This window comes from Dokdonia sp. Asnod2-E02 (assembly GCF_045063915.1).
Lineage (GTDB): Bacteria > Bacteroidota > Bacteroidia > Flavobacteriales > Flavobacteriaceae > Dokdonia.
The window spans coordinates 1,283,433-1,305,254 of the sequence record NZ_JBEFNX010000005.1 but is presented as its reverse complement, the minus strand read 5'-3'; the positions used below and the strand labels follow the sequence as shown (position 1 = coordinate 1,305,254).

Genomic DNA, 21,822 nt, shown 5'->3' with positions numbered 1-21,822 from the left:
AGATATATGAAACTAACGTTAAAAATTTGGCGTCAAAAAAACGCACAAGCTAAAGGACAAATGGTGACATACCCTATCGATGGTATCGATGGAGATATGTCTTTCTTAGAGATGATGGATGTGCTTAACAATAAGCTCATTAATGAAGGAGAAGAGCCAGTGGTGTTTGATCACGATTGTCGTGAAGGTATCTGTGGGTCTTGTTCTATGTTTATTAATGGAGAAGCACACGGGCCAGATCGTCTTGTAACAACTTGTCAGCTACATATGCGCAAGTTTAAAGATGGTGAGACTATTACAATAGAGCCTTTTAGAGCAGATGGATTCCCAGTGATAAAAGATCTTATGGTAGATCGTTCTGCTTTTGATCGTATACAGCACGCTGGAGGGTTTATTTCTGTAAATACTTCTGGTAATACACAAGATGCAAACTCAATTCCAATTGAAAAGGCAGATGCAGACGATGCTTTTGCTGCAGCAACTTGTATAGGTTGTGGTGCTTGTGTTGCAAGCTGTAAAAATGCAAGTGCAATGCTATTTGTATCTGCAAAGGTGAGCCAGTTTGCTTTATTGCCACAAGGTCAAGTAGAGGCTACAGATCGTGTTCTTAATATGGTAAAACAGATGGATGAAGAAGGATTTGGAAACTGTACAAACACAGGTGCTTGTGAGGTTGAATGTCCTAAAGGGATTTCTCTTGAGAACATCGCTCGTATGAACCGTGAGTACCTTTCTGCTAGTCTTAAAGGATAACAAGAATGTAGGCGTTGCAAGATAGCAACACAAATAGATTATATAAAAGTCTCAGGCCGCTAAGGTTTGAGACTTTTTTTATGCTTTCGCGAAAGCGTTATAACCCATCATATAGTTGTCGGGAGGTGTTGGTTTTTTTTATTTCAAATGACAAAAAGGGTCTTTTGACCCTAACATAAGCTATGAATTAAGGTGATATTTACAGCATAAGTAACCCCATTAACATATAAGACATTATGAAAATTACCATTGTTGTTATTGTAATTATCCTTCTAGCGCTTGCCTTTTTGTCTTAAGTCTACCTAAGCAAATTTGTGCGCATCAAAATGATTTCAAGATTTAGATATCAAAATCAGTAGTAAATAATCTTTTAAATATTTTAAAAAAATCCGTCTTGAAAACGGATTTTTTTTTGTCATGATTCTTTTTATTCAGACCCACAAATGGGTTCTCTATATTCTTATTAAAACGTTATCAAAAACCGTCCTAAGCAAGCCTAAAAGCCCTTGCTAGGCTAGTTTTAAACCATTAAAATACCAATTGTTAATAAGATTGAAAACGAATTGTAAATAATTGAAAATCAAGTAAATGAATATATAATTTTAGAAATTTTTATGAAAAGTAAGAAATAACCTGTGTTGAAAACTTTGTGAATAACGACAGTGTTAATTCTGAAGCCTCCGGCTCTTTTTTCTTGATATTTGTTAGTCCCAAGTAGAATGAAAAAGATTAATAATTAAAAGAAAAAGTATGAGCTTCGTAGAACCAATCCTAGCAGAAAATAAAGATAGATTTGTGATATTCCCTATACAGCACGATGATATATGGGAGTGGTATAAGAAGTCTGAAGCTAGTTTTTGGACTGCAGAAGAGATAGACCTTCACCAAGATCTTGTAGATTGGAAAGGAAAACTTACAGAAGATGAGCGCTACTTTATAAAACACATACTTGCTTTCTTTGCAGCATCAGACGGTATTGTAAATGAAAACCTAGCAGAAAACTTTGTAAATGAAGTACAATACTCAGAAGCAAAATTCTTCTACGGTTTCCAGATTATGATGGAAAACATACACTCTGAAACCTACTCATTACTTATCGACACCTACGTAAAAGACGAGGTAGAGAAGGACAAGCTTTTTAATGCACTTGAAAACTTTCCTGCAATTAAGAAAAAAGCAGACTGGGCTCTTAAATGGATAGACTCACCAAGCTTTGCAGAGCGTCTTATCGCATTTGCAGCGGTAGAGGGGATCTTTTTCTCAGGGGCATTTTGTTCTATATACTGGTTAAAAAAGAGAGGGCTTATGCCAGGACTTACATTCTCAAACGAGCTTATCTCTCGTGATGAGGGCGTACACTGTGATTTTGCCGTACACCTGCACAATCACCACCTTGTAAATAAAGTGCCAAAAGAGCGTATTACAGAGATTATCGTAAACGCACTAGATATAGAGCGTGAGTTTATCACAGAGTCACTTCCGGTAAGTCTTATTGGGATGAATTCAAACTTAATGACACAGTACTTAGAGTATGTGACAGACCGTTTACTTACGGAGCTAGATTGTGAGAAAGTATACAATACGGCAAATCCATTTGACTTTATGGATATGATTTCACTTCAAGGTAAAACTAACTTCTTTGAGAAGCGAGTAGGAGAGTATCAAAAAGCAGGAGTTGTAAAAGATAAAGATGACGACGGTAGTGGTCAGTCTATAAGCTTTGATGCATCTTTCTAAAGCATTATAATAAATAATTAATAGGTGGAAGAGGTTTACTTTTCCGCTTTCGCGAAAGCGTAACAACACGCAATCGCCATAACAATAACCAATGGATACATTCTCCAAAAGAGACTGTCATCCCTAATTCTAACCGAATTCTCAAAAGGGGGAAACTTATGAGGATTCACAATATTTTAAGTGTATGTATGTAGTAAAAAGAGATGGCCGTCAGGAACCGGTTATGTTTGACAAAATCACCGCAAGGGTAAAGAAGTTATGTTACGAGCTAAGTGATTTTGTAGATCCGGTAAAGATCTCAATGCGTGTTATAGAAGGGTTGTACGACGGTGTTACTACAAGTGAGCTAGATAACCTTGCAGCAGAAACTGCAGCATCTATGACTACAAGTCACCCAGATTATGCAAAGCTTGCAGCACGTATCTCTGTATCAAACTTACATAAGAACACAAAGAAGTCATTTTCTGAAGTGATGACAGACCTTTATCAATACGTAAACCCACGTACTGGTAAGAAGGCACCTATGGTAGCAGACGAGGTGTATAAAGTCATTATGGATAACAAAGATGAGCTAGATTCAACAATTATCTATAACCGTGATTTTGGATATGATTACTTTGGTTTTAAAACACTTGAGCGTTCATACCTACTTAAGATTAACGGTCAGATAGCAGAGCGTCCTCAGCATATGTTAATGCGTGTATCTATAGGGATTCACCTTAACGATCTAGAGGCAGCAAAGGAGACATATATGTTAATGTCTAAAAAATACTTTACACACGCTACACCTACATTATTTAACTCAGGTACACCTAAGCCTCAAATGTCATCTTGTTTCCTACTTACAATGAAGGATGACAGTATAGAGGGTATATATGATACACTTAAACAAACAGCAAAGATTTCTCAAAGCGCAGGAGGTATAGGATTATCTATACACAACATACGTGCAAAGGGAGCATACATAGGAGGTACTAATGGTACGTCTAACGGTATTGTGCCTATGCTTAAAGTGTTTAATGACACGGCACGTTATGTAGATCAAGGAGGAGGAAAACGTAAAGGTTCTTTTGCAATCTATATGGAGCCTTGGCACGCAGATATTTTTGACTTCTTAGATCTTAAGAAAAACCACGGAGCAGAAGAGATGAGAGCCCGTGATCTTTTTTATGCAATGTGGATCTCAGACTTGTTTATGAAACGAGTACAAGAGGATGGAAAGTGGACACTTATGTGTCCTAATGAATGTCCAGACCTTTTTAACGTACACGGTGAAGAGTTTGAAGCGCTTTATACAAAGTACGAGCAAGAAGAAAGAGGTCGCAGGACTATAAAAGCACGTGAACTGTGGGAGAAAATTATGGAGTCTCAAATTGAGACAGGTACACCATATATGCTCTACAAGGATGCTGCAAACCGTAAGTCTAACCAGAAAAACCTTGGTACCATACGTTCTTCAAACTTATGTACAGAGATTCTTGAGTACACATCAGAAGACGAGGTGGCAGTATGTAACCTTGCATCTATAGCATTACCTATGTTTGTAAAGAACGGTGCTTTTGATCACCAAGAACTTTACAATATCACAGTACGCGCTACTAAGAACCTTAATAAGGTAATAGACCGTAACTACTACCCAGTAATTGAGGCAGAAAACTCTAATATGCGTCACCGCCCTATCGGACTTGGTGTGCAGGGTCTTGCAGATACATTTATAAAACTGCGTTTACCTTTTACAAGTGACGAGGCTAAAAAGCTTAACCAAGAGATTTTTGAGACACTATATTTTGCAGCGGTAACAGCTTCAAAAGATATGGCTAAGGTAGAAGGACCTTACCAAAGTTTTGAAGGATCACCTATATCACAAGGAGAGTTCCAGTATAACCTATGGAATATAAAGGATGAGGAATTAAGTGGTCGTTGGGACTGGGCATCACTTCGTAAAGAAGTAATGGAGCACGGTGTGCGTAACTCGCTACTTGTAGCACCTATGCCTACAGCATCTACTTCTCAAATACTTGGTAATAACGAGGCTTTTGAACCATATACTTCTAATATTTATACACGTCGTGTACTATCTGGAGAGTTTATTGTGGTAAACAAGCACCTACTAGAAGACCTTGTAGCGCTTAACCTTTGGAATGATGATCTTAAAGCAGCTATTATGCGTGCAAATGGATCTATACAAGGGATAGATGTGATACCTGCAGACTTAAAAGAACTGTATAAAACTGTATGGGAAATGTCTATGAAAGATATTATAGATATGTCTCGCCAGAGAGGTTACTTTATTGACCAGTCACAATCTCTTAACTTATTTATGGAAGGGGCAAACTTTGCAAAACTTACCTCTATGCACTTCTACGCGTGGCAAAGCGGATTAAAAACTGGTATGTATTACCTCCGTACAAAATCTGCTGTAGATGCTAAGAAGTTTACACTTTCTGCAAAGAAAAAAGAGGCTCCGGTTACTGCACCTACAGCGCCAAAACAGCAAGTAGCGGCAAGAGCTGCACAAACGCTTACAGCAACTCAAGCGCCAGCACCAGCACCTATACCTGCTCCACAAGCAGAGATATCTAAGGTAGATGCTATTGCTCAACACGCGCAAAACGTTGCAGATATGCAAGTGCAAATGAGCTTAGAAGAGCCAGCTCCTGCTTATGAAGCACAGCAAGCACAACTTAAAGAGCAAACTACTGCACAGCAGCCTAACACAGCCCCTATGACGCCAGAAGAAATGAAAGCAATCATAGCACAAGCAAAGGCTGCCGAAGGTGATGACGATTGTTTAATGTGCGGTTCATAAACCGTTAAACATAACTAACCAAAAAAACGGCTCTCTATTTTATAGAGAGCCGTTTTTTATTTAAACAGTTTTAATCTTAGAATCCTAATACAAAATAGGTCGCTGCTACGGCAATTATGAGAATCACTAATGTGATAATTATAAACGTAGCTCCAAAACGAGTTTTCTTATTATCTTGAAGTAAATACTCTTCAGTTGGGTCTTCTTTATCTTTTATTATATCTGACATATCTATCTATATTTTGGTTAGATACGTAAGTTACAATGAGGTGCTCGGCATATGATGTGTGTTAAGTATTATTAACAAGAGTTTTGACGTATCATTAACGTTTTTAGGGCTGTTACGCTTTCGCGAAAGCGTAATGTCATCACTTATTATATAAAAAGCCCTACACGTGACGTATAGGGCTTTATTAATATAGTAAAGATGCTTGTTATGATCTCTTGTGTTCTGTGTTGTATAAATCTAGTAGATTCATAATCTCCTCTATAAGATCTTTTGTCTCTAAAAGAAGACCAAAGTATAACGTCGTATTCTTAGGAGAAGACTCCTCAGAACGGGTACGTTCTACTTGTTTTTGGATCTTGTCTGTAACCTGGCCATAAAGCTCATCCTTCTTACCTAGAAGCGCCTCGATGCGCATATAGTTACGATCATTAAATGCAGTGGCTGTTTCTTGTAAGAACTCACTTAGTTTGTTGTCTATCTCTTGTAGATCTTTGATTTGAGTAAAACGTAGTGGCTTGTGATTGTTGTTTACGTGCTTGTAACTAGCTTTTGCAATGTACTCTAGCGATTGTGTAATATCTTCTAGGTAGCCTAATATCTCAATGTAGAAATTAGAGCCACGTACAGAGGTTTCTTCAAGATTTTTTATAAAGTAAAAGATGTTGTTGCGTAGTTCATCTATCTCATCATTGAGCTTCTCTACGGTGCCTCTACTTTTCTTAAGGCTGCCCACTTTATTTTTTGCAAGACCTTTAAGAGTACCAGTGTAGATCTTATTGGTACGTAAGATTGTTTTTGCAATATTGTCTGCACTTTCTTCTATAATTCCAGAGATAGTCTGGCTTTCTGCTTTACGTAAGTCTTCTTCTATTTGTGCTTTTTTATTACTCTTTTTTGTAGCTATATAGTTACGTACGAGCATAGCTATGGCGAGTATAAAAAGACCTATTATTGCTAGGTTGCCACCTAAGTACATTAAGTATGCAAAGATACCTGCCGCTGTAAATGCGCTAAATGCTGTTAAGAACCATCCTCCTATTACATTAAGTACTCCCGCAACACGATATACGGCGCTCTCTGCTCCCCACGCACGATCTGCAAGAGAAGTTCCCATTGCAACCATAAACGTAACGTAGGTGGTAGATAATGGTAATTTAAGACCTGTAGCTATTGAGATAAGTACACTCGCAACAACTAGGTTTACTGCTGCACGCACCATATCAAAAGCTGGAGCGTCTATTGCCTTTGTGCTTGTCATTAAGACAGGGGTAAAGCTTTTGTTTATTCTATTTCTAATAGGAGCAGGTAATATTTTATTAACCCCAGTATTTGCTATAATAACTAGGCGTACTAGATTTTGAGAAACCCAGTTAGGTTTAAAACGTTCCTTTACCTCGTCTTGGCGTGATAAATCTACAGAAGTTTTTACTACGCGTCTAGCCTTTTTACTAAACCAGAGTGTTAACACCATTATAAGTCCTGCAACGAGAAGGAGTATAGGTTGTGTAGGTACTTTTTCGGCCAGTTGCTCCATACTAAATGCATCTGGTAAAATACCAGAGCCAGACCACGCTCCAAAAGAGTTGTAAGCTGCCATAGGTACACCTATGAAGTTTACTAGGTCATTACCAGCAAATGCCATTGCAAGTGCAAAAGTTCCTAGTATGATAACAAGTCTATAAATGTTTTGTTTTAAGACTGCGTGTGATACCCAAGATAGTATGGTCCACACAATAAAGTTAGCTCCTAAAAACTGTAAAAGATTTTCATTTGCCCAGCTACTAAAAGCAGGAGGAAGTATATCTGCACCTTTAAGCCCTTTTATGATGATAAAATAAGAAATTGCAGACACGGCAATACCACCAAAAACAGCTGCAACCCAAGATGCCTTTTTCTGAAAATCAAAAGTAAGGAGTACTCTTGTAATGAGCTGTATAATAGCTCCTACAGAAAATGCAATAAAGACGGAGAGTAAAATACCTAAAATGATCTCTGTAGCCTTATCAGTATTAATATACTCGCCCAGTTGTAAGAGTGAGTCACTATTGTTAGAAATCTTTATAATAGACATCACCACGGCTGCGCCTAAAAGCTCAAACACAATAGATACTGTAGTAGAGGTAGGCATACCTAGACTATTAAAAATATCTAGGAGTATGATATCTGTAATCATTACTGCCATAAATATGATCATTATCTCATTGAAGTAAAACTGACTAGGGTCAAAAATACCCTTACGAGCAACCTCCATCATACCACTTGAAGATAAAGCCCCAAAGGCAATACCTACACTAGCAACAATCATCACTGTTCTAAACGTGACAGCTTTTGATCCTATAGCCGAGTTTAAAAAGTTTACCGCATCATTACTCACTCCTACTACAAGATCTGCAATCGCAAGAATTGCAAGAGCGGCAATCATAAATATGTAAATGTTATCCATAAAAACGTACTGAAAAGACTAAAAGTGCAAAAATCTTAAATCTAAAAACCCTAGGTATTATCTAAAGGTTAAGTCGTGCGAAAGATAAGAAGTTTTATAGCGTGAAGAACAATATTACTATTACTAATGTGATGGTAAAATGGACTTTTTTAATGCTAACTATCTGTCTGTATGTAAATTAAAATTGTTAATATAAATTATATAAATCATTGAAAATGAGACAAATATAGATTTAATGTAAACTTTATGTAAATAAAAAGTTACCTTATTGTTGATTAATGGTAAAGTTTAAGTTATCTTTACAGGGTAAATAATTAAAAAGCGAAGAATATGAAAAAGATAATGATGATAGCGGCAGCACTTTTAATGGTAGTTTCTGTACAGGCACAAGACGATGTTGTAAAAAACACATACGTAGAAAATGGAGACGTCATTGAAGCGACAATTCATTTTGATACAGGAGAGGTAAGTCAGACGGGTTACTTTACAAAGGATGGTAAAATTACAGGAGAGTGGACAAGTTTTGATCGTAATGGAAACAAAACAGCAACAGCTCAATACGATAAGGGACAAAAAGTAGGTACTTGGTTTTTCTGGTCATCAGAGAAGCTTACGGAGGTTAACTATAGAGATTCTAGAGTTGCAGAGGTAAACACTTGGAAAAACGAAGGGACACGAGTAGTAAGCAATAGATAATATTTACGCTTTCGCGAAAGCGAACATATTTCCCCCATATAATATAAAAAAAGGTCTCCGCTATGGAGACCTTTTTTTGTGGCTAATTCAAATAATTGTTGATTAAAACTTAAAGCTGTAGCTTAAGCTAAAATCTTGTCCAGGGCTCCACTTAGAGAATAACTGGTCTTCTGCTCCAAACGATTGGAAAACACTCTCACGGTCATCATTAAGTAAGTTACCAGCTTTAAAGGTGATAGTTTGATTTTGATCTTCTCCAAAGGACTTTGAAAGGTTAAACTTAAGATCGTTAAATGGAAGTGTATATACATCTGGTACTTCTTCAGATGCAACAATTTGTAGTGTTTTACCTTGTACGTTGTAAAAAAGGCCTGATTTCCATCCTGTTTCTTTAGATTCAAAAGCAATACCTGCATTTAGTAAATAAGGTGATTGTCCTTGTAGTACACGGCCATCTCCTAGACTTTCACCTTCTCTTAAAAGGTTTTCTCTAAAAATTAGTTCATCAGCATTGTAAGTTTCATTAGACTCAATGATAGATGTGTTTACGTTAAGAGAGAAATTGTCAAGTCCTATAATATCAAGACTTTTACGTACCTCAAGCTCTATACCATAGACCTCTGCGTCACCAAGGTTTCTGGGTGTTATTTGCCCAGTCGCTTCTTTAATGAATGTTAGTTCTATAGGATCTTTGAATTCCTTATAAAACCCAGAAAGTGCTACGAAGTCACCTAGTCCAAACTTCTTTTCTTCTTCTCCGTAAATCTCATAACGAAGGTCGAAGTTGTTTATATATGAAGGCTGTAGATTTATGTTACCTATAAACAAGAGACTATTTATTGGGTCAAAGATTTGTGCATTAGACGCTTCTTTAAATGATGGTCTCGCCGTTGTTCTTGCAAAAGAAGCTCTCAGTTTTTGAGCACCTTCTTCATTCATATCAAAGATTAAGTTTGCAGACGGATAAAAATCAAATTTGTCTAAAATTTTCTCACCATCAAAGATTTGTCCATTCTGGTTTTGTCCTGAATAAATAAGATCAAACTTCTCTGCACGTAAACCTACAATTGCTGTAAACCAGCTAGAAGGTCTAAACTCTTCTGACGCATAAAGCGCAGCAATATTCATATTAGAATCAAAAGAATCATTTTCGTTTGAATCTTTTCTTACAAAAAATCCAGAATCATCTGTAGCGCTGTAAGCATATTGCCCTAAAATAGCATTTGGATCTCCGTTTAATAAAGTAGAGTCAAAGTTTCTAAATGGTGTAGAAAAACGTATTGTGGCAAAATCACGTTGTTTGTATGTAAATGCTCCTCCAAATTTAAGCTTAGCATCTTTTTCAAAAAGTTGGTGCTTGCGTGTTAAGTCTAATTTACTTGCTACATTTATTTCATCTAGTTTTCTAAAAAAACGTGAAGCATCACCAGACTCAGATGGACTTATAATAAAATCTCCAGAATCTTCATTAATTAAGAAAGGAGTTGATCTGAAATCTTTATCATCTACATTTGAAAACGTAGGAGATAATTTCCACTCTGTTGTCCAGCTCGCATCTTCATTAGTATGTTTACCACTAAAAAAGAGGTTAGTAAGAGCACGCTCTGTGTAAATAAGAACGTCTTTTTTAACCGTGTTACTGTTGTCTATACGGTTAGTTTGTGTCAAGAGAGATGCTCCAGACTCACCATTTTGTATGTGTAGTACATTAAAGCGATACTTAGAGCGGTCTGTCTTGTACGATAGGCCTCCTAGTGCACTTATTAGTACATTGTTTTCTCCTCTTTCACCTTGTTGCGTTCTATCAGTATTTAACTCAAAAATACTAGGATCTGTATCTTTTCTAAAACGTTGTCCATCTACATAATCATCATAATAGGTTGTTTCGTTTTTGTAAGAAACAGAAGCAAGGAAACCGAGTTTGTTGTCACCTACATCATAAGAGTTACCTGTGGTAAATGACAGGCTCATATCTGCACCACTATTTTCACGTGCTGCTGCTAGGGTAGGGTTAAGTCTTCCAGCAAGAAATTCTGCCGTATTTGGCGTAGTGGTAGGGAAGTTGAATTCTTGGTTCTCATTAAAAGGGTTACTACGTAAACCGTCATCAAAACCTAAAAAGTCAGTACCACTAGACTCGTTAGTGATGTAATTACTGTTAAAGTGAAAGTCTGGATTGTAACCTAACCCAATAGATGCGCTAGACTGCTTTCCGTTAGGGATGTCTTTTGTTACAATATCTACAACTCCACCTGTAAAATCTGCAGGTTGATCTGCAGTAGATGATTTTACTACGATAATGTTTTCAAGTAGTGATGATGGAAAGATGTCTAGTTGTAGTGTATTACGGTCTGGATCTAGACCTGGTACATCTACACCATTAAGTATTGTTTTTGTGTAGCGATCTCCAAGGCCACGTACATAAACATATTTACCTCCTTGTACAGATACCCCTGGTACATTACGTACAGCAGAAGCTACGTTACTTGCTCCACTCTTTTTGATGCTTTCTAATGAAAGACCATCTAGTAACTGCACAGATTTTCTCTGTAGATTCAAAACAGATTGTTCTGTGTTTTTACGTGCAGTAGTTGTGATGACAACCTCGTCTAGAGACGCTCCAGAAAGTGTTACGTCTAGTACTGTTGTGCTTCCTTCTTTTACCACAACTTCAGAAATTTGTTGTGTAGTATATCCCACAAACGAGAATTCGATTACATACGTCCCTGGCTCGACATCCAGCGTGTATTTACCGTCAAAGTCTGAGGTGGTTCCTTTGGTAGTTCCTTGAACGAGGATGTTTGCAAAAGGTAAAATGTCATTAAGTTGACCGTCATTTACAGTACCCGCAATGGTACCAGTTTGAGCTTGTAAACTTATGGCAGTTGCTAAAAGAAAGAATGAATAAATTAAAGTTTTCATAGGTGTTATAATTCATAAGATTGCCCGCTATAGCTAGCGGGCAAATCTCAATTGATAATTTTGGTGTATTGTGATATTATATTAATTAGTCAATCACGCCAGATGTACTTGCTGCTGCAAATGTCCATCCAAATACTGTAAGGTCTGCACCGCCAGATGTTCCTGTTGTTGCCCAGTCTGCAGCTTGATCTGTAAATGAAGGAGTGATTATTGTAGACTCACCGTCTCCAGTTTTTTCTACAAAGATGCTGTTTGCCTCTGTTGGTCCGTTTACTACCCAGTTTGAGAAGCTTACTAAACCGTCTATGTAGTTTTGAGCAACTCCATTGTTGTCAAGCTCTACATCTTTACCATCTTGGAATCCTGTAGCATATACGTTGTTTGTTGCTCCTTGAGCACCATCACGGTAATCTGCATACTCACCATTTGGAGCATCAGCGCTACCTATGATAGTAAGACCATCTATTACAAAAGCACCGTTTAAAGATCCTTCTGGTCCGTCTATTTCAAGTGCGTGGTCAGAAATGTTTCCAGCTACTACTACAGAGTTTGTGATAGTTCCAGAGTAAGCTTGGTCGATATCAAGACCGTCATCTCCTTGTGCCCATACTAAAAGGTTAGAAGCGTTTACTGTTCCTCCAAAGAATTCTACTCCGTCATCTACGTTTCCTACAACCTCTACGTGATCTACAGTTGTACCTGTACCTACACCACCTAGTGTAAGACCGTTAATTTCGTTTCCTTCTCCTATTAATGTTCCTCCGTGACGGATAGAAACATAAGATATTGTTCCAGAATCATCTGCAGCATCTGTACCTCCGTAAAGTCCGTTTGTATCATCTGCAGGGATACCTTCAATTTGTGTTGCTTCTATATCACCATCTTCAGAGATAGGTGCTCTTCCTAGTACGATAAGCCCTCCCCATAAACCACGGGTGTTTTCATCAAGAGTTCCTACTGTCTGTCCTACTGCAATTCCATCTGCAGCAGATGTCATAATGATAGGTGCAGTTGCTGTACCGTTTGCTTCTATTTTTGCTCCTCTTGCGATTACAAGAACAGATGCGTTTGCCTCTTGACCTGCAAAGGCCTTTATGATTGTTCCCGGCTCTATAGTAAGTGTATTGCCAGCAGTTACTGTAACACGTCCATCTAGTTCCCAGATTGTATCTGCTGTAAGTGTAAGATCCTCATTGATTTCACCTGTAAGAGTTCCGTTAACTGTCTCTCCTGGTGTTTCAGTAGGCTGTTCTGTAATAACTATTGGTTGGTCATCATCTCCACAACTTACTAATAGTGCACTTGCGAATGCTACGCTTAAAAAGAATTTTTTCATTGTTAATCGAGTTAGTTTTGAATCTTGTTTTGTTCGCTGCAAATATCATCACATTTTCTAGCGGGTGGGTTATGGGTGTGTTACGCTTGCTTTATTATCAGGTAATATTAGTGTTAGTTAAATGTTAAGAGGGTTTGTTTTACTTAACATTTGTGAGGAGATGTAGATTACGCTTTCGCGAAAGCGTAAAACCCACTATCTTGTCTACCTTAAAGAAATAGATAACTATGATGCAATGGGAACGCCTGCTTTCACTCAAAAGACAGGGAGATACAAATAAAAGATTACGAGCAGAGCAAGATGAAACGAGGTTAGGTTTTGAGGTAGACTATGATCGTATTATATTTTCATCGGCTTTTAGGAGTCTACAAGACAAGACACAAGTAATTCCTTTGTCTAAAACAGATTTTGTTCATACACGACTCACACACAGTCTAGAGGTTGCTGTTGTGGGAAGATCTTTAGGAAGGCAAGTAGGGAAGCGTATTTTAGAAAAATACCCGCATCTGGCAGAAGTACACGGTTATAAGATGAATGATTTTGGAGCTATTGTCGCTGCGGCTGCACTTGCTCACGATATAGGTAATCCTCCCTTTGGTCATTCTGGAGAGAAATCTATAGGTGATTTTTTTAAAAATGGAGATGGTAAACGATTTAAGTCTGAGCTTACAGAAAAGGAGTATGAAGACCTTTGTAGCTTTGAAGGTAATGCAAACGGATTTAAAATTCTCACCGAGTCAAGACCTGGTGCAGATGGTGGCTTGAGACTCTCTTATGCGACGCTGGGTACTTTTATGAAATATCCAAAAGAGTCACTACCTCATAAACCTACGAAGCATATAGCCGATAAGAAATACGGTTTCTTTCAAGAAGATAAGGAAGCTTTTAAAGAAGTTGCAGAGGAGCTGGGACTTATCCAGACTCGTACAGGAGAAGATGTAAGTTATGCAAGACACCCACTTACATTTCTAGTAGAGGCGGCAGATGATATCTGTTATACAATTATAGATTTTGAGGATGGTATAAACCTTGGACTTATACCAGAGGAGTATGCACTAGAGTATCTTATTAAGTTAGTTCCTCATATTAATAGGTCTAAGTATGCGGCTCTTACTGAAAAGTCTGCACGAGTAGGTTACTTACGTGCGCTTGCTATAGGAACTTTAATAGACGAAGCCGTTTCTATATTTATGGATAATGAAGAGGCCATACTCAATGGTACTTTTGCAAAAGGCTTATTGGATAAATCTAGTTATGAAGCACAAATTAACGACGTACTTAAAATAAGTGTCTCAAATATTTACCAGAGTGATGAGGTAATCTCAAAAGAGATTGCTGGATATGAGATTTTAAATACATTATTAACAGCGCGTTGTAAGGCTATTACAGAAAAGCCGACACACTACGATAAGCTGGTGATACAATTATTTAAAACACGTACTGGAGAAGATAATTCCCTTTATCAAGAATTGTTGGAAATATGCAATCAGGTATCTGTTATGACAGATAGCAAGTCGTTGAAAATTTTTGAACAGCTTAAGGGAATGAATATTTCTAGTTAAACAAGACTGTTAATCATTATTTTGCATTTGTATTAACACATTTGTTAGCATAACTTTACCCAGCTTACTAAAATCCTAAATATATGCTTAAACATTACTCAAAATTTCTTGCTATTCTTTTCTTGTTTGGCGCTGCTGGTTTGCAGGCCCAAGATTATGTATCCCTATTGCAAGAACAATTAATCAATCAAAGATCTGAGTCTGGAATTACAACCTCAGATGTAGACGACTTGTATGTGTACAGTCAGTCTAGAACGCAAAAAACAGGCATCACACACGTGTATGCCGGACAGAAATACAATGATATTTCTATTTTTAATGCTGCTGTAAACGGTGCTTTTAATGGTCAAGAGCTCGTTTATATGACAAATACACTAGAGGCAAACATAGCTTCACGTGTTAATGCAACAGTTCCACAACTTAATCCTTTGCAAGCGGCAGCATCTGCAGCAACGAGATTAGGATTAGGTACAGGTTCTTTCTCAATAATTGAAACCGTTACTACCAAGGAGTTCTTACTTAATACGGGTGATGTTTCTCTAGAAGATGTACCTGTAGAGCTTGTTTACGTGCCGGTCGGTAATGCACTTGTGCTAGCTTGGGACCTTAACATCCATACACTAGATGGTAAACACTGGTGGAGTGTGCGCATAGATGCAAGCAGCGGAGAGATTCTTGACCAGAATGACTGGGTGGTGTCTTGTTCTTTCGGAACGCATAACCACAAAGCTGTTACAAGCCGAAAAGTAAAAGAAGAAAACAACTTTACACTTTTTAAGGCAAATGAAGCAAATGCAGCCTTAGCTGGAGAACAGTATTTTGTATATCCACTTCCTTTTGAAAGTCCTAATCACGGAGATGCTGCTTTAGTAGTAGAACCACAAGATGCACTTGCATCACCTTTTGGGTGGCACGATACAGATGGAGTAGAGGGAGCAGAGTTTACAATTACAAGAGGTAATAATGTATACGCACTTGATGACACTGCCGGTGATAATGAAACGACCATTGGCTCATCACCAGATGGTGGAGAAGCTTTAAGTTTTGACTTCCCCTATAATTTTGATACAAATCCTGTAAATATGTTAGATGCAGCGACAACTAACCTATTCTATTGGAATAATATAATGCACGACGTTTTATACCAATATGGTTTTGATGAAGAAAATGGAAATTTTCAACAAACCAATTATACTGGTATGGCAGATGGTGATGATTTTGTAGTTGCAGATGCACAAGATGGATCTGGACTTAATAATGCAAACTTTGCAACACCACCAGATGGATTTAATCCAAGAATGCAAATGTTCTTGTTTTCTGCATCAGGTCCTCCTGGTGATCTGGTAACGATTGCTGAGGGTCCTTTAGCAGGTGGTTATGTAGGAGTTCCTTCGCAGTTTGGAGCGCCTATCCCAGAAGATGAGGCTATTGTAGGAGATCTTGTACTTACTATAGATGATAACTCTGGTGCAGACTCTACAGATGAGTATGATGCTTGTGATGTTATTACAAATGGCGAGGACCTTGTGGGTAAAATTGCAGTCCTAAGAAGAGGAGCTTGTGAGTTTGGAGTAAAAGTACTTGCTGCCGAAAATGCTGGTGCCGTAGCTGTTATCGTAGTAAATAACGTGGCAGATGCGCCTATCGCAATGGCTCCTGGAGCTGTAGGAGATCAGGTAACAATACCTAACCTAATGGTCTCATTAGAAGATGGTGAGGCTATCATAGCTGCATTACTAGCTGGCGAAACAGTAAACGCATCTATTTTATTTACAGGGCCATACCAAGTAGATGGTGATCTTGATAATGGAATTATAGCTCACGAGTATGGTCACGGTGTTTCAAATAGACTTACAGGTGGTAGAAATAATGCTAACTGTATGCGTACTTGTGTTGAATTTGATAATGATGGTTGTGTTGCTGGTAAGGCTACAGAGGTGATGAGCGAAGGATGGTCAGATTATTTTGGACTAATGGTAACTATGCAAGAAGGAGATACTGGAGCAGATATACGTGGCGTAGGAACTTTTGCGGTAGGTGAAGATACAGATGGTGGAGGAATAAGACCTACTCCTTATAGCACAGATCTTGCTATAAACAACTCAACTTATGATAGTGTAGCAACTTTTGAAAATACAACGGCTCCACACCCAGTAGGTTATGTTTGGACGACTATGATCTGGGATATGACTTGGAATCTTATAGAAGAATATGGTTTTGATGCAGATATTTACAACGGTACAGGAGGTAATAACATCGCGTTACAATTAGTTATAGATGGTCTTAAGTTACAACCTTGTAACCCAGGATTTGTAGATGGTCGTGATGCCATACTAGCAGCCGTAGAGATGAGTCCTTACCTAGCAGATGAAGATGAAAAGGCAGCCGTGGGTTGTATCATATGGAATTCTTTTGCAAATAGAGGTTTAGGATGGTCTGCAGATCAAGGTGACTGGAGAGAAAGAGAAGATGGTACATCTGCTACAGATTTACCACCAGATAACTTAAACCCTTGTAATGGTCCACTTTCTGTTGCAGAGGTAGGAGACGGTGTATTTAGTATCTTCCCTAACCCTTCTAATGGAGAGATAAACATTGCAGTAGCAACTCCTCAAGGAGCAGGTACGGTGAAGATTGTAGATATTAATGGTCGTACAGTATACTCAAAAGATGTTGTTCTTCAAAATACAGTAAGATTACAGGCAGAAGGTCTGGCAACAGGTATATATTTACTACAAGTACAGACAGACTTAGGGACAGAGACTACAAAACTTATTATTGAGTAGTAGCTCTAAGTCCAAATTATTTAAAATCGGTAGGTCACAAGCCTGCCGATTTTTTTTATGCGAAGTTTTTAAGAAGTAAAGAAAGTGAAGCCACAGAAATACCAGCTTCTTCATATTGCTGCTCTACCGTAGCGTGTTCTATAAAAGTATCGGGTATGCCTAAGATGGTAAGGGATCCTTTATACGCTTTCGCGAAAGCGTAATCACCCACGCTACTACCTAGACCGCCTATTTTTGAACCATCTTCTACAGTAATGATATGGTCATAAGTGGTAAAAATAGTGTCTAGTAGCGCCTTGTCTAGCGGTTTTAAAAATCCCATATCATACACACTGCAACTTGCATTTACCTCGTTTACCGCAGCCAGTACATTTTTGAGAATGCTACCTAAAGTTATAACTGCAGTCTTCTTTCCTTTGATAACGTTGTAACCTTTACCAATAGTAATTTCTTTAAATGGTAATTGCCAGTTTATATGAACACCTTTTCCTCTAGGGTAACGTATTGCAATAGGATGGTCGAGACCCTGCTGGGCAGTGTACATTATATTACGCAAAGCAATCTCATCGCTAGGCGCATAAATAATAAGATTAGGAATACAGTTGAGATAGGCTAGATCATAAACTCCTTGATGCGTGCCACCATCTTGACCCACAAGCCCAGCTCTATCTAAACAAAAGATAACAGGTAGGTTTTGAAGCGCTACATCGTGTATCACTTGGTCATAAGCACGTTGTAAGAACGTTGAGTATATATTGCAAAAAACCACCATACCCTCAGTTGCCAGTCCTGCCGAAAGTGTTACTGCGTGTTGCTCTGCAATACCTACGTCAAAAGCTCTATCTGGAAAAGCTTCAATCATATACTTGAGAGAGCTTCCAGTAGGCATTGCTGGTGTGATACCTATAATTTTTTTATTTAAAGTAGCAAGCTCAACAATGGTGTGGCCAAAAACGTCTTGATATTTAGGAGGTTGTGGAGTGCTATCTTTTGCCACTCTAATGCCTGTTGTAGCATCAAACTTGCCTGGGGCGTGATAGGTAATTTGCTCACGCTCTGCTAGAGCGAGACCTTTACCTTTTGTAGTGATTACGTGTAAAAATTTAGGGCCTTTAGTTTTCTTTAAATCCTGTAAAACCTTAGTTAAGGCATTTAAATCGTGCCCATCTACAGGTCCAAAATAACTAAAATTGAGTGCCTCAAAAATATTTTCTTCGCGAGCGGTACCTTTTTTTACGTTTGTAAGATACCTCTTGAGAGCACCTACGCTAGGGTCTATGCCTATAGCATTATCATTAAGTATTACAAGCAAGTTTGCGTCTGTAACTCCAGCGTGATTAAGCCCTTCAAAAGCCATACCACTGGCTATAGATGCATCGCCTATTACCGCTATGTGATGACGGTTGTGCGCTCCTTTGAGACCAGCAGCCATCGCCATACCCAGAGCAGCACTTATTGAGGTACTACTGTGCCCTGTACCAAAGGTGTCATAAATACTCTCACCTCTATTAGGAAAACCACTTATGCCATCTTTTTGTCTATTAGTATGAAAGACATCTTTACGACCTGTAAGGATTTTATGCCCGTAAGCTTGGTGACCTACGTCCCAAATAAGGTTGTCGCTAGGTGTGTTAAATATATAGTGTAGGGCTATGGTAAGTTCTACAACACCTAAGCTTGCACCAAGGTGTCCTTCTTTGGTAGCAATAATATCTATGATAAACCTACGTAGCTCCTGGGCAAGTACTGGTAATTGCTCCGGAGCTAAAGCGCGTAAGTCTGCTGGACTTAAAATGGTATCTAGAATACTTTTTTGCATCGCACAAAGGTACGTCTTGAATCTGTATTTTTATATCCTATAAAACACAACAGATGCTAGAACAATACGACGATACCTACTTTATGAAAAAAGCACTACAAGAGGCTCAAGCCGCTTTTGATCAAGGTGAGATACCCGTGGGAGCTGTTGTTGTGATTGATAATATGATTATAGCGAGAGCCCATAATCTTACAGAGCGTCTCACAGATGTAACTGCGCACGCAGAGATGCAGGCTATTACCAGTGCTTCAAATTATATAGGAGGTAAGTATTTGCAGCAATGCACCTTGTATGTGACACTGGAGCCTTGCCAGATGTGTGCTGGAGCGTTGTACTGGAGCCAGATAGGGCGTATTGTGTACGGAGCGATTGATGAACGTCGTGGTTATGAGAAAATGGGCACAACTTTGCATCCTAAAACTAAAGTGGAGCGTGGTATTCTCGCGCACGAGTGTGAGCAAATAATGAAACGCTTCTTTATAGATAAACGCGGACTTAACTAGTAGTAGTTACGCTTTCGCGAAAGCGAACTAAGTATTGCAACCATTGCTACGGCTGTTTCTCACTAAGATATTTCCAGTACCTTCTAGGAACGTGTTGTAAATGCAGTCTCATATTCTTTCTTGAAGGAATATTAGTGCTCTTAAAATAGTTTTTCCAGAGATCTTGATAGTGCATCTCGTCGTGGGTGAAATAAAAAGGCGCTGCCTCACTTGTATTTATATCTTTTGAAATCTCTAGCTTCACGTATGAGATTTTATGCAGGTCGTAGTACACTCCATAATGTCTGCACCTGTCATAAATGAGCCACTTTTGGTCTGCATATCTATTTTTGAAGTGAATCGCATTAAGTGGTAGCGTGTCAAAGTCTGGTTCTATCTCTGCAAAGTAAACATTGTCTTTTGTGAGTTTAAACCGTACAAAGGCATCCATTCTGTGTTTTTCTCTACCCACCATTTTTACAAGATTGCTCAGTCTCAAAACATCTACATCTGCATAATCTTCTGTAACTCGATGTCCTAAAAAACCTTTTTTTATAATGCGTAGAAGCACGCGCTCACGATCTGGTTTTTCACTGAGGAAAGCTCGATAAATCCAGTCGCCTGCTTTTTTGCCTATTTTGGTTTGTATGCCCTTCCATACGCGGTCTGCTTTTACTTGATCTGTGTAGACAGTGTGCTCTTCATCAAAGAAATTTTCGGTGGCGATGCGCTCGCTTACTATTTTTACCACCAAAGGTTTGCGCTCATATACCTCAAACACCGAAGAAAGAAAACCTTCAAAGGTGCCGTCATATATGTATTGATCTATCATTCCCATATCAAGAGGTTGTTAAAGGAGCATTTGAGCCAAAAAGGTTGAGCTGGTTACTATATGCACCACGCCACTTGCTGCCAGATGTTCCCATAATCAAGCTCTTTAATTGTGCGGCAGTACGGTCTTTGGTCTCAAAAGTTGCAGAGTCACATATGAGAAAATATTGCGCTCTGTTCATAGAGATGCCTATCGCTTTAAGGTGCTCCCAGTTTAGTTTTCTGTAGCGGCGTGCTTGTATAATTTTATGCACAGATCGCATCCCTATACCTGGTATGCGTGCAAGCATTCTCCGGTCTGCCTTATTAATATCTACGGGAAAGTGTTCTAGATTGCGTAGTGCCCAGCTTAGTTTTGGGTCTATGTCTGTCTCAAGATTAGGGTGCTCTTTATTGAGTAACTCGCGTATGTCAAATCCGTAAAAACGCAACAGCCAGTCTGTCTGGTATAATCTGTTTTCTCGCATCATAGGTACTTCTGTGCCTATAGATGGTAGACGCTCGTCATAGCTTATAGGTATGTAGCCAGAGTAGTACACGCGTTTCATTTTAAACTGTTTATAAAAGTATGCGCTGGTATACATAATCTCTGCATCTGTCTCGCCGCTTGCACCTATAATCATTTGTGTGCTCTGGCCTGCCGGAGCATAAATAGGTGTGCTTTTTATGAGTTTCTTCTCGCTCTTGTACTGTATGATTTCATTTTTTACCTTTTGCATAGGTTTTATAAAATCTTCCCGTTTCTTATCTGGTGCAAGTAGTTTTAATCCCTTTTCTGATGGGATCTCTATGTTTACAGATAATCTATCTGCATATAGACCTGCCTCTCTCATAAGCTCGTCACTGGCTCCTGGTATAGATTTGAGATGTATGTACCCATTAAAGTTTTCTTCCTCGCGCAACTTTTTTGCCACAGCAACAAGTCGCTCCATTGTATAGTCTGCATTTTTAAAAATGCCACTGCTCAAAAACAATCCTTCTATATAATTACGGCGGTAAAAGTTAATGGTAAGATCTACCACCTCTTGTACTTTAAATGCAGCTCGCTTTATATCATTACTCTTGCGAGTGACGCAGTATGCACAGTCAAAGATGCAGTGGTTGGTAAGTAAAATTTTAAGTAAAGACACACACCTGCCATCTTCTGTATACGTGTGACAAATGCCCATACCACTCGAGTCTCCCAAACCTTTATTCTTATTTGCACGCTTACTACCACTAGAGGAGCAAGAGACATCATACTTTGCAGCATCTGCAAGGATGTTTAGTTTTTCTTTAATACGTTCAAAATTCATAATTTAGGATTTATGTCAAAATTATGGAAATATTCCTAACAATAAGATAGATTCCTAATTATAGTGAACGATTTTGAAATCTTTTTGTGCGCTTTCGCGAAAGCGCAATCACTTATCATCGA

General features: G+C 38.5%; 14 protein-coding genes. 7 read left to right on the top strand and 7 right to left on the bottom strand.

Features of this window, described 5'->3' with window-relative positions; translation table 11 throughout:
* Positions 1-6: 6 nt before the first annotated feature.
* From ACJJVM_RS05835 to ACJJVM_RS05825, 3 genes are all read left to right on the top strand, one after another.
* Positions 7-753, top strand: a complete 747-nt coding sequence (locus ACJJVM_RS05835; RefSeq protein ID WP_298352998.1) for a succinate dehydrogenase/fumarate reductase iron-sulfur subunit — start codon at positions 7-9, stop codon at positions 751-753.
* A 750-nt stretch (positions 754-1,503) separates the two neighbouring features.
* Positions 1,504-2,490 carry a ribonucleotide-diphosphate reductase subunit beta gene (locus tag ACJJVM_RS05830; protein WP_298353001.1) on the top strand — a complete coding sequence of 329 codons (987 nt, stop codon included), beginning with the start codon at positions 1,504-1,506 and terminating at the stop codon, positions 2,488-2,490.
* A gap of 184 nt (positions 2,491-2,674) precedes the next feature.
* Entirely contained in the window at positions 2,675-5,299 is a 2,625-nt protein-coding gene (locus ACJJVM_RS05825) for a ribonucleoside-diphosphate reductase subunit alpha (protein ID WP_038598989.1), read from the top strand.
* Between the two features lie 76 nt (positions 5,300-5,375).
* On the opposite strand, the gene ACJJVM_RS05820 is transcribed toward ACJJVM_RS05825, so the two are convergent.
* Positions 5,376-5,528, bottom strand: a complete 153-nt coding sequence (locus ACJJVM_RS05820) for a hypothetical protein (RefSeq protein WP_169741093.1) — start codon at positions 5,526-5,528, stop codon at positions 5,376-5,378.
* 205 nt (positions 5,529-5,733) lie between these two features.
* A complete protein-coding gene (locus tag ACJJVM_RS05815; RefSeq protein WP_298353010.1) occupies positions 5,734-7,971 on the bottom strand; it encodes an inorganic phosphate transporter in 2,238 nt (745 codons plus the stop codon).
* A 330-nt stretch (positions 7,972-8,301) separates the two neighbouring features.
* On the opposite strand from ACJJVM_RS05815, the gene ACJJVM_RS05810 reads away from it, so the two are divergent.
* Positions 8,302-8,667 (top strand): toxin-antitoxin system YwqK family antitoxin, encoded by a 366-nt coding sequence (locus ACJJVM_RS05810; RefSeq protein WP_038598995.1) that lies wholly within the window; start codon positions 8,302-8,304, stop codon positions 8,665-8,667.
* A 102-nt stretch (positions 8,668-8,769) separates the two neighbouring features.
* On the opposite strand, the gene ACJJVM_RS05805 is transcribed toward ACJJVM_RS05810, so the two are convergent.
* Entirely contained in the window at positions 8,770-11,589 is a 2,820-nt protein-coding gene (locus tag ACJJVM_RS05805; RefSeq protein WP_405211075.1) for a carboxypeptidase-like regulatory domain-containing protein, read from the bottom strand.
* An 85-nt stretch (positions 11,590-11,674) separates the two neighbouring features.
* Positions 11,675-12,925 carry a hypothetical protein gene (locus tag ACJJVM_RS05800; RefSeq protein ID WP_298353018.1) on the bottom strand — a complete coding sequence of 417 codons (1,251 nt, stop codon included), beginning with the start codon at positions 12,923-12,925 and terminating at the stop codon, positions 11,675-11,677.
* Between the two features lie 230 nt (positions 12,926-13,155).
* On the opposite strand from ACJJVM_RS05800, the gene dgt reads away from it, so the two are divergent.
* Both dgt and ACJJVM_RS05790 read left to right on the top strand, forming a co-directional pair.
* Positions 13,156-14,487: a dGTP triphosphohydrolase gene (gene dgt, locus ACJJVM_RS05795; protein ID WP_405212176.1), complete on the top strand. Its 1,332-nt coding sequence runs from the start codon at positions 13,156-13,158 to the stop codon at positions 14,485-14,487.
* An 83-nt stretch (positions 14,488-14,570) separates the two neighbouring features.
* A complete protein-coding gene (locus tag ACJJVM_RS05790) occupies positions 14,571-17,273 on the top strand; it encodes a T9SS-dependent M36 family metallopeptidase (RefSeq protein WP_405211074.1) in 2,703 nt (900 codons plus the stop codon).
* Positions 17,274-17,328: 55 nt separating this feature from the next.
* Here the strand turns inward: ACJJVM_RS05790 and ACJJVM_RS05785 are convergent, their stop codons facing one another.
* Positions 17,329-19,092: a 1-deoxy-D-xylulose-5-phosphate synthase gene (locus ACJJVM_RS05785; RefSeq protein ID WP_405211073.1), complete on the bottom strand. Its 1,764-nt coding sequence runs from the start codon at positions 19,090-19,092 to the stop codon at positions 17,329-17,331.
* Between the two features lie 53 nt (positions 19,093-19,145).
* Here ACJJVM_RS05785 and ACJJVM_RS05780 point away from each other — a divergent pair, with 53 nt between their 5' ends.
* Positions 19,146-19,595, top strand: a complete 450-nt coding sequence (locus ACJJVM_RS05780; RefSeq protein WP_405211072.1) for a nucleoside deaminase — start codon at positions 19,146-19,148, stop codon at positions 19,593-19,595.
* Positions 19,596-19,641: 46 nt separating this feature from the next.
* On the opposite strand, the gene ACJJVM_RS05775 is transcribed toward ACJJVM_RS05780, so the two are convergent.
* Both ACJJVM_RS05775 and ACJJVM_RS05770 read right to left on the bottom strand, forming a co-directional pair.
* Complete coding sequence (locus ACJJVM_RS05775; protein WP_405211071.1) at positions 19,642-20,412, bottom strand: TIGR03915 family putative DNA repair protein; 771 nt, start codon at positions 20,410-20,412, stop codon at positions 19,642-19,644.
* A 1-nt stretch (position 20,413) separates the two neighbouring features.
* The gene (locus ACJJVM_RS05770) at positions 20,414-21,700 is read right to left on the bottom strand and encodes a putative DNA modification/repair radical SAM protein (RefSeq protein ID WP_405211070.1); all 1,287 of its coding nucleotides are present in this window, start codon (positions 21,698-21,700) and stop codon (positions 20,414-20,416) included.
* Between the last annotated feature and the right edge of the window lie 122 nt (positions 21,701-21,822).

Excerpts from the sequence above, each read along its gene's own strand:
- ACJJVM_RS05820 (WP_169741093.1), bottom strand. The coding sequence starts at position 5,528 with ATGTCAGATATAATAAAAGATAAAGAAGACCCAACTGAAGAGTATTTA.
- ACJJVM_RS05835 (WP_298352998.1), top strand. The coding sequence starts at position 7 with ATGAAACTAACGTTAAAAATTTGGCGTCAAAAAAACGCACAAGCTAAA.
- ACJJVM_RS05825 (WP_038598989.1), top strand. The coding sequence starts at position 2,675 with ATGTATGTAGTAAAAAGAGATGGCCGTCAGGAACCGGTTATGTTTGAC.
- ACJJVM_RS05790 (WP_405211074.1), top strand. The coding sequence starts at position 14,571 with ATGCTTAAACATTACTCAAAATTTCTTGCTATTCTTTTCTTGTTTGGC.
- dgt (WP_405212176.1), top strand. The coding sequence starts at position 13,156 with ATGCAATGGGAACGCCTGCTTTCACTCAAAAGACAGGGAGATACAAAT.
- ACJJVM_RS05815 (WP_298353010.1), bottom strand. The coding sequence starts at position 7,971 with ATGGATAACATTTACATATTTATGATTGCCGCTCTTGCAATTCTTGCG.
- ACJJVM_RS05800 (WP_298353018.1), bottom strand. The coding sequence starts at position 12,925 with ATGAAAAAATTCTTTTTAAGCGTAGCATTCGCAAGTGCACTATTAGTA.
- ACJJVM_RS05830 (WP_298353001.1), top strand. The coding sequence starts at position 1,504 with ATGAGCTTCGTAGAACCAATCCTAGCAGAAAATAAAGATAGATTTGTG.
- ACJJVM_RS05770 (WP_405211070.1), bottom strand. The coding sequence starts at position 21,700 with ATGAATTTTGAACGTATTAAAGAAAAACTAAACATCCTTGCAGATGCT.
- ACJJVM_RS05805 (WP_405211075.1), bottom strand. The coding sequence starts at position 11,589 with ATGAAAACTTTAATTTATTCATTCTTTCTTTTAGCAACTGCCATAAGT.
- ACJJVM_RS05785 (WP_405211073.1), bottom strand. The coding sequence starts at position 19,092 with ATGCAAAAAAGTATTCTAGATACCATTTTAAGTCCAGCAGACTTACGC.
- ACJJVM_RS05775 (WP_405211071.1), bottom strand. The coding sequence starts at position 20,412 with ATGGGAATGATAGATCAATACATATATGACGGCACCTTTGAAGGTTTT.
- ACJJVM_RS05810 (WP_038598995.1), top strand. The coding sequence starts at position 8,302 with ATGAAAAAGATAATGATGATAGCGGCAGCACTTTTAATGGTAGTTTCT.
- ACJJVM_RS05780 (WP_405211072.1), top strand. The coding sequence starts at position 19,146 with ATGCTAGAACAATACGACGATACCTACTTTATGAAAAAAGCACTACAA.